13 protein-coding genes are annotated in these 13,709 nt (G+C 44.9%); 9 read left to right on the top strand and 4 right to left on the bottom strand.

The genetic code is table 11. The features are described 5' to 3' along the window. Positions 1-9 precede the first annotated feature (9 nt). The gene (locus IGJ15_RS01600) at positions 10-693 is read left to right on the top strand and encodes a YjjG family noncanonical pyrimidine nucleotidase (RefSeq protein ID WP_010749090.1); all 684 of its coding nucleotides are present in this window, start codon (positions 10-12) and stop codon (positions 691-693) included. 83 nt (positions 694-776) lie between these two features. Then, positions 777-1,400, top strand: coding sequence for a uridine kinase (udk, locus tag IGJ15_RS01605; RefSeq protein ID WP_005227927.1), 624 nt, complete (start codon positions 777-779; stop codon positions 1,398-1,400). A 347-nt stretch (positions 1,401-1,747) separates the two neighbouring features. On the opposite strand, the gene IGJ15_RS01610 is transcribed toward udk, so the two are convergent. From IGJ15_RS01610 to IGJ15_RS01620, 3 genes are read right to left on the bottom strand one after another with little or no spacing between them, the layout of a single operon-like run. Beyond that, positions 1,748-2,221, bottom strand: coding sequence for a GNAT family N-acetyltransferase (locus IGJ15_RS01610; RefSeq protein ID WP_010749091.1), 474 nt, complete (start codon positions 2,219-2,221; stop codon positions 1,748-1,750). 13 nt (positions 2,222-2,234) lie between these two features. Next, positions 2,235-3,551 (bottom strand): sensor histidine kinase, encoded by a 1,317-nt coding sequence (locus IGJ15_RS01615; RefSeq protein ID WP_005227932.1) that lies wholly within the window; start codon positions 3,549-3,551, stop codon positions 2,235-2,237. A 3-nt stretch (positions 3,552-3,554) separates the two neighbouring features. Continuing rightward, the gene (locus tag IGJ15_RS01620; protein WP_005227933.1) at positions 3,555-4,229 is read right to left on the bottom strand and encodes a response regulator transcription factor; all 675 of its coding nucleotides are present in this window, start codon (positions 4,227-4,229) and stop codon (positions 3,555-3,557) included. Positions 4,230-4,361: 132 nt separating this feature from the next. Between IGJ15_RS01620 and IGJ15_RS01625 the strand changes: the two genes are divergently transcribed. The 6 genes from IGJ15_RS01625 to IGJ15_RS01650 all read left to right on the top strand — a co-directional run bounded on the left by IGJ15_RS01625 (position 4,362) and on the right by IGJ15_RS01650 (position 10,583). After that, positions 4,362-5,084 carry a polyphosphate polymerase domain-containing protein gene (locus IGJ15_RS01625; RefSeq protein ID WP_010749092.1) on the top strand — a complete coding sequence of 241 codons (723 nt, stop codon included), beginning with the start codon at positions 4,362-4,364 and terminating at the stop codon, positions 5,082-5,084. Beyond that, entirely contained in the window at positions 5,074-5,751 is a 678-nt protein-coding gene (locus tag IGJ15_RS01630; RefSeq protein ID WP_005227945.1) for a DUF4956 domain-containing protein, read from the top strand. The genes IGJ15_RS01625 and IGJ15_RS01630 overlap by 11 nt, the downstream gene beginning before the upstream one ends. A 15-nt stretch (positions 5,752-5,766) precedes the next feature. Next, on the top strand, positions 5,767-7,632 hold the full coding sequence (locus tag IGJ15_RS01635) for a carbohydrate-binding domain-containing protein (protein WP_142962456.1): 1,866 nt from the start codon (positions 5,767-5,769) through the stop codon (positions 7,630-7,632). 170 nt (positions 7,633-7,802) lie between these two features. Beyond that, positions 7,803-9,287 (top strand): ABC transporter permease, encoded by a 1,485-nt coding sequence (locus IGJ15_RS01640; RefSeq protein ID WP_010749094.1) that lies wholly within the window; start codon positions 7,803-7,805, stop codon positions 9,285-9,287. A gap of 10 nt (positions 9,288-9,297) precedes the next feature. Continuing rightward, positions 9,298-9,963, top strand: a complete 666-nt coding sequence (locus IGJ15_RS01645; protein WP_010749095.1) for an ABC transporter ATP-binding protein — start codon at positions 9,298-9,300, stop codon at positions 9,961-9,963. Positions 9,964-10,130: 167 nt separating this feature from the next. Then, positions 10,131-10,583, top strand: coding sequence for a YaiI/YqxD family protein (locus tag IGJ15_RS01650; protein ID WP_010749096.1), 453 nt, complete (start codon positions 10,131-10,133; stop codon positions 10,581-10,583). 52 nt (positions 10,584-10,635) lie between these two features. On the opposite strand, the gene IGJ15_RS01655 is transcribed toward IGJ15_RS01650, so the two are convergent. Continuing rightward, positions 10,636-12,378, bottom strand: coding sequence for an ABC1 kinase family protein (locus IGJ15_RS01655; RefSeq protein WP_010749097.1), 1,743 nt, complete (start codon positions 12,376-12,378; stop codon positions 10,636-10,638). Between the two features lie 182 nt (positions 12,379-12,560). On the opposite strand from IGJ15_RS01655, the gene IGJ15_RS01660 reads away from it, so the two are divergent. Next, on the top strand, positions 12,561-13,655 hold the full coding sequence (locus IGJ15_RS01660) for a D-alanine--D-alanine ligase (protein ID WP_142962457.1): 1,095 nt from the start codon (positions 12,561-12,563) through the stop codon (positions 13,653-13,655). Positions 13,656-13,709: the final 54 nt, after the last annotated feature.

Raw genomic sequence — 13,709 nt, forward strand, 5'->3', positions numbered from 1 at the left:
AGGGAGAAAATGAAGTACAAAACATTATTATTTGATGTCGATGACACGATCCTCGACTTTCAAGATACCGAAGATCAAGCCTTAAAAGCACTATTTGAAGCTCATGGCTTGGAAATGACCCCAGAGCGCAAACAAAGCTATCAAACGATCAATCATGATTTGTGGCAGCAGTTTGAGCAAGGGAAAATCACGAGAGACCAAGTCATCAATGAGCGTTTCGGCTTGTTTTTTGAAACGCAAGGCATTCAGGTCGATAGTCCAGCAGTTGAATTGGCGTACCGAGAATTTCTAAATGAAGGACATAAACTGTTAGACAACAGTGATGAGGTCTTAGCGGAGTTGGCGCAGCATTTTGACCTATACGTGGTGACGAACGGGGTTTCTGAAACCCAATACCGCCGCTTGGAAGATGCCAAATTAAAGCCGTATTTTCGCGATATCTTTGTTTCAGAAGATACAGGGTATCAAAAACCAATGAAAGAATATTTTGACTATGTGTTTGCTCGCATACCAAACGTTAAAAAACAAGAAACAGTCATCATTGGCGATTCACTGACTTCAGATATCTTAGGCGGACAACTGGCAGGGATCGATACGATTTGGTTCAATCCAAAGAAAAAAAACAGTGGTGAGATTCAGCCTACTTATGAGATCGAACGTTTGCAGCAATTACTTCCTTTATTGCAGCACTGATTCCACAGAAACAGTAGTAATTTGCCAAATTTTCGCTATAATAGAACCAGTGTGAATTTTTTAAGATGAAAGAGGTTAATTGAATGACGAATGGCAAGCCCATTATTATTGGTGTGACAGGTGGATCAGGTAGTGGAAAAACAAGCGTGAGTCGGGCGATCTTTAATCATTTCCCCAATCATTCTATTATGATGCTTGAACAAGACTCCTACTATAAAGACCAAAGTGATCTGAGCTTTGAAGAACGGTTGAACACCAACTATGACCATCCTTTTGCATTTGATACTGATTTGTTGATCGATCACTTGCAACAACTGCTTGCATATCAAACGATCGAAAAACCCGTCTATGATTATGTCGCGCATACCCGCAGCGAAGCAACGATCATTCAAGAACCCAAAGAAGTCATTATCTTGGAAGGGATCTTGATTCTAGAAGATGAGCGATTGCGTAATTTAATGGATATTAAACTTTATGTTGATACAGACGATGATATTCGAATCATTCGCCGAATCAAACGTGACATGGAAGAACGTGGCCGGACATTGGATTCTGTGATCGAACAATACTTGACGGTGGTAAAACCGATGTATCATCAATTCATCGAACCGACCAAACGGTATGCCGATGTCATCGTACCAGAAGGCGGCGAAAACCACGTAGCCATCGATTTGATTACGACCAAAGTAGCGACCTTCTTATCCTAAGTTTTTTTATCCATCAATTGGAATGTTTCTATTTGAAAAGTAACAATTGATTCATGAAAAACTGCTGATAGGCACTCTTTCTTGAGAAATGCTTATCAGCAGTTTTAATTTTATAAAAAACAGTAGTATTCCGACTAGTTTTATGGTAAAGTAATCCTCATGCGACGAGTCGAGAAGGTCTAGCATTAGCTGACCAGATTGATAGCAGAGGCACACCGCGTAAGCAACCTACCGGATTTGTAGGGTGTCGGAATATTCCTTTTGTGGAGATAGGGTATTCTACTAGCAATAGTACTGTGAGTAAAGAAAGCTGTGAACATTTTTGTTCACAGCTTTTTTTTGTTCATTTAGGTGAGAGAACAGCGATAAATGGTGGAAGACTCTCCCCAAGGATGGTAGCCCGTTCCGATCGGTTCAAAAGCAAATTTCTCATAAAAAGTAGAAAGATCCGTACATAGATACAGAGAATCAAAACCAGCTCCAGCAGCACGTTGCTTGGCTGTTTCGATCAAAAGGCGGGCACCGCCTTGGCCACGCCACAAAGGGTCCACATACAAGGCGCAAAGCCAAGGGGTCAAATCCATCCGACTGATGAAGTCGTTGGGGATCAAGCCACCGCAGCCGATGATTTGATAACGTCCGTCTGCTGCGATTTCTTCGTTGACCAGCAGCAGCCATTGCGGCAAAGGATTTGCTGAAAAACTATGGGTCAGGCTATCCTCATAAACCATGAGGGAGTCGGGACCAGCCCACTGTTTTTTGAAGTAACGAATGGCTTCTGCTAAGTAGTCAGGGTGTTCTTTAAGGGTGATGACCTGCATTTGTTTTTCTCCTTTATCCTTCTTTAGGTAAACGAATCTGAAAAATAACCCCTCGTGGCTGCAAATCTTTGACCTGGATTTGTCCCTTGTGCTCTTCAACGATTTGCTTGGCGATCGCTAAGCCTAAACCATAGCCGCCGGTCTCTTTGGAGCGGGAACGATCCTCGCGGTAGAAGCGGTCAAAGATACGGGCTTTTTCTTCATCGGAAATGGCTGGTCCTGTGTTTTTGACCTCGATCAGCCATTGCTTGTTAGAAATCTCCGATAAGAGGGTGATTTTATCACCGCTACTCGTATATTTTAAGGCATTATCTAGGAGGATCACGAGGACTTGATGGATTTTCTTTTGGTCAAAGCAAGCGGTCGTTTTGGCAAAGTTTTCGACAACAAAGTGTTTTTGATCCAATTCGGCAATTTCTTTGAAAGGTTTGACTAAGTCATCGATAAAAGGAGCTAGCTCGATGGTTTCTTTTGTCAAAAGCAATTGATTGGAATCACTGCGGGCGATCGTCAGCAAATCCGCCGTTAATCCAGTCAGCCGCCGAGTTTCCGCTAACGCTTGTGCGATGCTTTCAGATTCTTCAATGATCGTATGATTGGGCTTGGTAAACAGGCGTTCCAGACTGTTTTGAATGATCGTCAATGGTGTGCGCAGCTCATGGGATGCATTTTCGACAAATTCCTGCTGTTTTTTCCAGGAGGCTAAAATGGGGCGCATGTTCAAGCTGGAAAGCAAATAGCTGATCCCGATCGAAAGAATCCAGAAAAAGATCATCGATAAAATCAAAATCGTTTGGAAATTGTTCATCGCATTTTTGATTTGGTTAGTGTTCGCCAAGACTTGGATATAGCCGACACCAGCATCATTTGTTGGTGCTTTGGTGGTGATCGAACGAAACAAAAGGGTCTCTTCTTCCTCTGACAAGGACTGATCCACCACTGAAAAAGATGTGATACTGTCTAAGTGGCTTGTATCTAAAGATAAACTTGCCAGTTGTGAAAAGCGGCCGCCCAAGGTCTGCTTGTTTAATATCTCACCGTCTTCAGACCAGAGAATCAACTGGGTATTGAAGCGATTGGTCCCAGGGATCTTTGGCATGGCACTATCTGGTGGCAATACCTCTAGATTGGATTGCGAAGCGCTGATCTCTGCTTGGATCAAGCGGGTATCTTTGACTGCTTGTTCCAAAGAAATGTCGGTTTGCCGATAAGCCGATTGGTTGAACAATTGGAGGACGATGGTTCCTAAAAGTAAGAAAACCAACGCAAAGGCACTGACATTTAGGAGAAAGGAGTGCAGCCGTTGTCTCTTAGAGCGTTCTTTATTCATAGACTAGGCTCCTTGCATAATATAGCCGACATTTCGCAACGTACGGATCTCTTTGTCGATCCCTGTCTGGCGCAAGTGTTTCCGCAGATTGCTCATATAGACTTCGACGACAGTCAAGGTCGTTTCTGAATCAAATCCCCAGATGCGATCAAAAATCTGTTCCTTAGTCAAAATAATGTTTCTATTTTGTAGAAAATAAAGCAGCAGCTCAAATTCTTTCCCTTGGATCGGCAAAAGCTGCCCTTGGTAACTGACCTCATTGGTGCCAAGGTTGCACAGCAATCCGTTATATTCCAGGGTATTTTCATTGAACAAACCTAAGGAGCGTTTTAGCAACGCTTTGATCCGCATCAATAATTCTTCCCGATAAAAAGGCTTGGTCAAATAATCATCTGCCCCTTTTTGAAAACCAGTCACTTTGTCTTCTAAGCCGTCTTTGGCTGTTAAAATCAGGACGGGTGTTTGGAGTCCTTTTTTTCTTAGGGCAGAAAGCACCTCATAACCGTTCATCTCTGGCATCATCAAGTCGAGAATAATCAAATCATAGATCCCCGTTTCTGCCTCGTATAAGCCTTCACTGCCATCATAGGCTTGTGTGACGTCACCGATCTCGCTGACGATTTCTTTCATATTATCAGATAATGTTTTGTCATCTTCGATCACTAATAGTTTAATCATGTTCCCACCTCTTTAAGGATAAGAATAGCACGAATAGCATAAAAAATGCTTAAAAAAACTGTTTTGCCTTAAGCTGCATTTAAGATAGCTGCCGTAAATTCAGTGCATGGATTTCAAGGGAGGAACATTTTTATGAAATTGAAAAAAGTCTTTCAAAGAAAAGAGACAAAATATTTAATAGCCAAGGAGCAATTTCCTGCATTTCTTGCTGAGCTTCAGCAAAGAATGGCGATCGATGAATATGGGCAGCACACGATTATGTCCTTGTATTACGATACCCACGATTACCGCTTTATTCGTCATTCGATGGACAAACCGAAATACAAAGAAAAATTTCGGGTCCGCAGCTATGGCATACCGACAGAGCAGCAGTTGATTTTTTTAGAGATCAAAAAGAAAGTCAATGGCGTGGTCTACAAACGCCGAGTCCCGATGCCCTATGCTGACTATTGCGGCTGGTTGCAAACAGGGGTCTTGCCGTCAATGGCAGAAGCACCACAAATCGCTGCAGAGATTCACTGGCTATTTAAGCAAAACCCAGACTTGCTGCCGAAAGTGTTGATTGCCTATGATCGCTTGTCGCTGTTTATTGATGATGATAGTGAATTTCGCGTGACATTCGACCAAAACATTCGCTTTCGCACCTATGATCTTATGTTAGGTTCTGGCAGTGAGGGGGCGCTGGTAGCACCTGAAATCGGGGTGTTGATGGAAGTGAAAGCCCTCGGCGCTTATCCGTTATGGTTTGTGGAGCTGTTGAACAAATACAGCGTGCGCAAAGGGAGCTTTTCGAAATATGCCCAAACGTATCAACGGCATTTGTTCAAGAAGGAGGAATGGTTACATGTTATCTAGTCTGTTTTCGGGCGATACGAGCACCCTGGAATGGCGTAGCTTATTGATCTGTATCGCCGCCTCATTGCTTTTAGGAATATTGGTAGCTGCGATCCATATGATCCGCAATGTCTACACAAAAAACTTCGTCATTACCTTGGCGGTCTTACCGATCCTCGTTCAATCCGTGATCATGCTAGTCAACGGCAATCTTGGCACAGGTGTGGCGATCTTAGGCGCCTTCAGTTTGATTCGTTTCCGCTCGGTTCCAGGAGGGTCTAGAGAGATCACCAGCGTCTTTTGGTCGATGGGGATCGGTCTGGCAACTGGGATGGGCTATGTCGGCTATGTCGTGATTTTTTCCATCATCGTGGCGCTTTTCTTGACCCTTTTATACACGGTGCCCTTTGGCGATCGACAAGCCACGAGTGAACGAGAACTGAAAGTCACGATTCCAGAAGATTTGGATTATCCGCAACTATTCGATGATCTCTTTGAAAAATATACGCATTCTGCCAAACTGACATCGGTTCGAACGACCACGATGGGGAGCTTATATGAGTTGCGTTATCAGTTGCTGTTAAAAGACCAAGCGCAAGAAAAACAAATCATTGATGAAGTTCGGGTTCGTAATGGCAATTTACCCGTTGTTTTAGGCAAGCTCACCGCTAACCGCGATGAGCTGTAGAAGGAGGAACCTCTTATGAAAAAACTCATTTATCCGCTCTTACTCTCATCGCTGCTCCTAGGCGCTTGTGGGCAAACCGATAAAACCGATAGTAGTAGCACGAGCAGCAGCTCCAGTTCTGCAGCGGCTGTTTCAGGTTCTGCCGCAGTGACCAACGTTGCAACGACTCTTGATGATGCTACGGACTATTATGGCAGTTACGAAGAAGAAGACGTGGATGCCTCCTACGATGAGGCGACCGCCACGCAACTTGAATTGAATGACGGCGATACGACGGCTGTTGATGGCGTTGCAGTGGAAGACCAAACGGTGACGATCACGCAAGCTGGTACTTATGTCGTCAGCGGTTCCTTAAGTAATGGTCAACTGGTTGTCAACGTCAATAAAGAAGAAAAAGTCCATCTGATCTTTGCGGGTGTCACGATCACCAATGAAGACGGGGCGGCAGTCGTCATCGAACAAGCAGAAAAAGTCATCACGACCTTAGCCAGTGATACGACAAATACTCTGATAGATGGCAGCAGCTACACCTTGGCGGAAGGTGAGACGGAACCAGATGCCGCTTTTTATAGTAAAGAAGATTTGTCCATCAACGGTGATGGAACGTTGGTTATCACAGGAAATTACAGCAACGGGCTGCGCAGCAAAGATGATTTGGTTTTAGCTGGTGGCACGATTGAGATCACAGCGAAAAACAATGCCATCAAAGGAAAAGATTCCGTGTCGATCTTGGCAGGGAACTACACACTGAACACCACTGAAGGAGATGGCATCCAAGCGAATAATTCGGAAGATGCGGAAAAAGGCTACGTTGCGATCGATGGCGGTACCTTTACGATCCAAAGTGGTCGTGACGGCATCCAAGCAGAAACGAATTTGAGCATCCAATCAGCCGATCTCACGATCAAAACGGCTGACGGGGCACAAAGCCAGTCGCTAGTGACGGATGAAAGCTACAAAGGATTGAAAGCTGGCGGTGTGATGACCATCAGCAGCGGTACCTTTGCGATCGATAGTGCAGATGATAGCCTGCATGCCAACGATACGATCAACATCACAGGTGGTACGATCACTGCCAGCAGTGGTGACGACGGCATACATGCGGACAATGAATTGACGATCTCCGATGGGACGATTGCTATCGAAGAATCCTATGAAGGACTAGAAGCAAGTGTGATCACGATTGCTGGTGGCACGACACACGTCGTGGCTAGCGATGACGGGATTAATGCCGGTGGTGGCAGTGATACGGAGGAAACCACTGGCCAATTTGGGCAAGACAGCTTTGGTGGCGGTCCTGGCGGTGGCGATACCGCAGATGACAGCAAACAAATCATAATCACTGGCGGGACGTTGGTGGTCGATGCCGAAGGGGATGGATTAGACAGTAACGGCAATGTCACCATGAGTGATGGGGTCGTCATCGTAAATGGTCCAACGACCGGTGGCAATGGCGCTTTGGATTATAACGGGACGTTTGAAATCACTGGCGGTGTCTTGTTGGCTGCTGGTACGACCGATATGGCCATGAATGTCAGTGGAGGAAGTCAACAGTCGATCGGGATCAGTTTCGATCAAACCCAAGCAGCAGAGACCCTTGTGACCTTAAAGGATAGTCAAGGACAGACGATCTTGTCCTATGCACCAAGTAAAAGCTACCAACATGTGGTTCTTTCTAGCCCAGATTTGACGGATAGCAGCTATACATTGGTCAGTGGGGGAACGAATGATGCGCAAGCTGTTTCTGGTTATTATGCTGGTGGGACCCTTAGTGATGGGACGGAATTAGGAACGTTGCCCGTCACGGAAACGATCGCTAACTTGACCCAATCAGGAGCGACAGCGACAACCAATCAAATGGGCGGCGGCTTTGGCCGTTAGTTGAAGGTTCATCGATCATTCCCTGGGGGTCATCAATAAAACGTGCAGATCGCAGAAGACAGCTGCGGTCTGTTCCAACGTTTTGAAAAATCAGGGGAAGATTTAAGTTCAATTTAAGCTAAGGTTCTTATAGTCGAAATACAATAATTTGCCATTCAGGAGGAACAAAGATGAATTTTTTGAAACGAGGTCTCCAAAGTTTATGGGCGAAAAAAGGCCGGAGCCTGTTGCTGATCGCCGTATTTTCTGCAATCTTGATTTTTGTATTGGCGGGTCTGACGATTCGCAGTGCGGCACTAGTAGCGACTGAAAATGCCCAGAAAAGTGTTGGCGCAACTGTGACGTTGCAAGCAAACCGCGAGCAGGCTTTTCAGCAAAGGAGCTCTTCTTCTGACAGCGATGACCAAAGCACCCGACCAGATCCAGGGAGTTTTCAATCGACACCAGTAGCGATTACTGATGCCCAAGCGATCGCCGATTTAGACGGGGTTGCTTCATATAGTTTTGAAGTCAGTACCTCGGCTGATGCCGTCAGCGGGATCGAACCGATCTCTAGCAGTGACTCCTCGACAGAGTCAGAAGCAACCGATAGCAGCGAGTCGGGGCAAATGGGCGGTATGCCAGGAGGTATGCCTGGTGGGAGTATGAGTACAGGTGATTTCCAAATCACTGGCGTATCAACCAGTGCGGCGTATACGACTTTTTCGGAAGGAACAGCGACGATCACGGATGGAGAAGGAATTACTTCTGAGGACGAAGGCACAAACCAAGTCTTGATTGAATCCTCACTAGCTGAAGCGAATGATTTAGCGGTCGGAGATACGTTTTCAATCACTGATGCAGAGGACAATGAAGTAGAAGTGATGGTCAAAGGAATCTATGAAACGAGTGAAGTTGGCAACAGCATGAGCCAAATGTTTAACTTTCTCAACCCAGCCAACACGATCACTGCCTCTTATACCCTTGCCAATACGTTGAGCGGCAATGAGGACACCATTGATTCAGCAACCTATACCTTGAGTGATCCGTCTGCGATGACAGCATTCGTGGAAGAAGCGGAAGGGTTGATCGATACAGAAACCTACAGCATTCAAACCAACGATCAAATGTATCAGTCGATGCTGACACCATTGAATAATGTCGCTAGCTTTGCAAAAAATATTATTGTGTTAGTTGCTGCTGCCGGTATCATTATTTTGACGTTGATCGTGATGATGTCGATTCGGGAACGTCGCTATGAGATTGGTGTATTGCTCTCTTTAGGCGAGTCACGGGCTAAAGTGATCCTACAGTTTTTCACAGAGATTTTTGTCTGTATGGTGTTTGCTTTAGGGATCGCGGCCGCTAGCGGCAATCTTGTCGGTAATGCCGTCGGAGAGCAATTATTGGCACAACAAACAGAGACAACGACTGATCAAGCAGCCACTGAAAACGCTGGTCCTGGAGGCGGGGAGATGCCGCAAATGGGCGGAAATCGTGGTGGTTCTTTCCCATCCTTCACCCAATCAGCAGAAGTGGAGTCCTTGGAGATCACCGTTTCCCCTCAACAAATTGGTTTATTGGCATTACTCGGTCTAGGGATCAGTTTTGGCTCGATCTTACTCTCTTCCGCGGGCATTTTGCGGTTGAATCCGAAAAAAATCTTGGTTTCTTAGGAGGAACGACATGACATTACGAACAGAACAATTAGGATATTGGTATCAAAGCGAAGCAGAAGCGCTGTTTCGTGACGTTGATTTGACCTTTGAACCTGGCAAGATGTATGCGATCTTAGGTTCCAGCGGATCGGGGAAAACAACTTTCCTGTCACTGATCACGGGCCTAGATACACCGAAAGAAGGAAAGATTTTCTACAATGAAGAAACGTTAGCAAAAATCGGATTGCGAGAATACCGCCGCAAAGATGTTTCCATCGTGTTCCAAGCGTATAATCTATTGCCTTATATGTCGGCACTGGACAATGTGATCACAGCCATGGCGATCGCGAAGTCGCAGCAAGCCGATAAAAAGGCCTATGCTTTAGCCAACTTAGCCAAAGTTGGCATCACGGAAGAGCTGGCACTGAAAAAAGTGACCCAATTATCGGGTGGGCAACAGCAGCGGGTCGCTATCGTTCGCGCGTTGTGCTGTGAACATGAGCTGATCGTAGCCGATGAACCGACTGGAAATTTGGATGAAACGACATCTAAAGAAATCGTCAAACTGTTTCAAGAAATTGCCCATGAGCAAAAAAAATGTATCATCTTAGTGACCCATGAACAAGAGGTAGCAAAGGCTTGCGATGTCGTTTATGAGCTAAAAGAACGAGCATTTTCTAGAATTGAAGGATAAGCTTTACTTATGGCAACTGCTAGTTAGTGAGACAAAGATCGTCATTCTTATCCCCTCATTGAGCAATACTGAAATGAAAATACTGCAAAGTCTGCTTGCATCTTCTAGGTGCTCCTCTTACAATAGAAGTAATTGTAAACGAAGAAATTTGTGAGAGGAGCAAGCAGATGCGGCTTTTTATTGACGGCGACGGTTCGCCGGTGAAAAATGAAGTGATCGAGCTGGCTCAGCAGTATCAGCTGCCGGTAGTAATCGTGACCAGTGTCGATCATTATACGACCAAAGACTATCCCGCCCACGTTCACTTTGTCTATGTCGACAAAGGCTCGGATCGCGCGGATTATGAAATCGTGAAGGAAATAGAACCCGGCGATTTTCTCGTCACCCAAGATTATGGCTTAGCTTCGTTAGTCTTGCCCAAAAAAGCACGAGTTTTTCACCATAACGGTATAGAGTATTTGCCAGAAACGATCGATTTTTTATTAGGTCAACGCTACTTAGGTGCGCAGATGCGTAAAGCAGGCAAGCGCACAAAAGGACCGAAGCCCTTTACGAAAGAGGATCGGGAAGCCTTCAAACGAATCTTTGAAAACGAATTGCGACAGATCCTTGCAAAATAAGCACCCTCAAGACCCAGCTTCTGCATGAACCACGGGAATTGAAGGTGCTTATTTATTTCTTGCGAAAACGATCATAGAAGTATTTGCTGACTAAAGCCACGATCGCGAAAAATGCTAAGGTATATCCGAAGATCCCCATCTGATGGACGAAGGCTCCTTGTTGCGGGCTGGCGACCACCAATAAGGAAGAGCCAAGGATGACCGCAGCTAGAATAATACCGATCACCAGTCGATTGACCATCTGATCAAAGCGATCCAATAGCTGTTTTTGTTCGCGGATCTCTAAATTTAACCGGTGTTTACCAGTGGCAAAAGTGTCTAAGACAGCCAAGGTCCGATCAGGAAGATGGCTAAGTGCCCGCAAGCTTTTTGCGGTTGCCAAGGCGCTTTTTTTCACCTCGTCTTCAATACTCAGCTGCTGTAAGAAATATTTTTGTGCAAAAGGCTGAGTGACTTCCATCATTGATAATTCGGGGTCTAAGGCTTTGATCACACCTTCCAAGGTGCCAAAAGCCTTAATCAGCAAGGTGATGTCTCGATGCATCTGCAGTTGGTTATCATGGCAGATTGTGATGACTTCCCCCATCACTTTTTGCAAGTCGATATCCTTTAGCGGCATATTATAGTAGTTTTCAACAAATTTTTGAAGATCCTGATAGAAGGCGACTTCATCAAAGGAACTGCCGCTGCTGTTGCACAAACGCAAGACAGCTTTGCCGACTTCTTGGGTGTCTTGGGTATACAAAGCAATCAATGCATCAGCTAAGCGACTGCGTAATGACTGATCCAAGTGTCCCATCATCCCAAAATCTAAGAAAATCACTTGGTAAGGCGGCATAACCGCTTCTTCTTGCCATTTCAATGAATAATCAACACCGCCGAGGACACCGACGCGCTGTTTGACTTGGAATGGTTTTGGTCGATTGGCTTGATCTGTGAAGACATGTAAAAAAAGATTGCCAGGATGCGGATCAGCGTGAAAGAAGCCATCTTCAAAGACTTGCTTCATAAAGTTTTCGACTAATAGCGTTCCCACTTGTTTTTTCACTGCTTTCACGGACTGATTGTCATAAACGATATCTTGATTGCTGCGGGTCAGCAAGCAGTTCAAACTTTCACCGGCCATGTAATCCATGACTAATACTTTTTGGGTGCACCATTCGGGATAAACTTTTGGCAATGCCAATTGCGGGTTTTGGTGATTGTTTCGGTAGAATTCCTGCGCATTTTTCATCTCTTGCAAAAAATTCGTTTCATTGGCAAGGGATCGTCTGACTTCGCTTAACACGCTTTTTAAATCCACCACATTGGCTTCTGGAATTGCACGAACTAACGGTAGAGCCTTTTCAAAAAGATCGAGATCTACTTGAATCGCCGCAATGATTCCCGGATGCTGCACTTTGACGATCACTTCTTTGCCGCTGATCAAGTTTGCTCGGTGGGCTTGTCCGATGGAAGCTGAGGCGACTGGGATTTCATCAAAAGCGGAAAAAACTTCCGTTAGTGGCTGCTGTAGTTCTGCTTCCAGCAGTGCTTTGACCTTGGGAAATGGATCGCTTTTGACATTGTCTTGTAACTGCTTGAAGGCATCAACGAAAGTGCTGGAAAGCAGGTCATTGCGGACCGAAAGCATCTGCCCGATTTTGATAAATGTTGGTCCTAATTCTTCAAACGCTTGACGCACCATTTCGGGATGCTGCTGTTTGCTGATATTTTGAACGACTTTGTATTTCAAAAAGACTTGAAGGATTTGTTTTAATCGTCCTTTTCTAGAAGGAGCAGTTTGTTCTGTCATAGGTCCCACCTCTTTAAACGTGCCGTGATATATTCATAGTACTGACAAAATGAAAAACATTCAACTAACGACTGTGTAAGCTTAAAGAAATTTCTGCAAGATTTAATGCCGGTTGGTCGATTTTGTGCTAAAATGTGGAAGACTTAGTTTGGTAGAATCAATGAATACAGGAGGAAATTCTTTTGAAAATCATTTTATTATACGGGGGACGCAGTGCAGAGCATGAGGTATCACTGTTATCCGCTTTTTCAGTTGTTAATGCTGTATATTATAATTACTACCAAGTTCAATTAGTAATGATCACTAAAGAAGGACGCTGGTTAAAAGGCCCATTATTGTCTGAGGCGCCAACGTCACCAGATACTTTGGCATTGACCAACGAAGAGACCAAAGGGGAAGAAATTTCACCTGGGGCAATCTATGAAAAAGACGCGATCGTCTTTCCATTGCTCCATGGACCAAACGGCGAAGACGGCACGATCCAAGGGTTTTTAGAAACCATCGGAATGCCTTATGTCGGTGCTGGTGTCTTGACTAGTGCCTGTGGGATGGACAAAATCATGACCAAGTACATCTTGCAAGCTGCGGGAATTCCGCAAGTTCCGTATGTACCAGTCTTGAAAAATGCGTGGAAAGAAAATCCGAAAAAGATTTTCGATCAATGCGAAGGCAGTCTACTTTATCCGATGTTTGTCAAACCAGCCAACATGGGATCAAGTGTCGGTATCTCGAAAGCCGAGAACCGCGAAGAACTGCAAAATGCGTTGCAAGAAGCGTATCGCTACGATACCCGAGCGATCGTTGAACAAGGAATCGAAGCCCGTGAGATCGAAGTCGCTGTTCTTGGAAACGAAGACGTGCGGACCACCATGCCGGGAGAAATCGTAAAAGATGTTGCGTTTTATGATTACAATTCCAAATACATTGACAACCGAATCGAGATGCAGATTCCTGCGCAAATTCCCGAAGAAACACAAGCCAAAGCCCAAGAGTTTGCGAAAAAAGCCTATACGATGTTAGGCGGCAGTGGATTGAGCCGTTGTGATTTCTTTTTGACCAATAAAAACGAGCTCTTTTTAAATGAGCTAAACACGATGCCGGGATTCACTGAATTCAGCATGTACCCATTGCTATGGGAAAAGACCGGATTGCCGTATGGTGATTTGATTGAAGAATTGATCCAATTAGGGATGAATCGTTTCAACCAAAGACGTTCTTTCTTGACGAATGTGGAAGAAGCAGAAGTTGAAGCAGAGAATGAAAAAGAAGCAGAATAAATAGCAGGAAGAAAGCCAGCTCAACTCAAGGAAAATACTTGAAGCGATCTTGTG

This window comes from Enterococcus sp. AZ079, assembly GCF_050547255.1.
GTDB classification, from domain to species: domain Bacteria; phylum Bacillota; class Bacilli; order Lactobacillales; family Enterococcaceae; genus Enterococcus_D; species Enterococcus_D casseliflavus.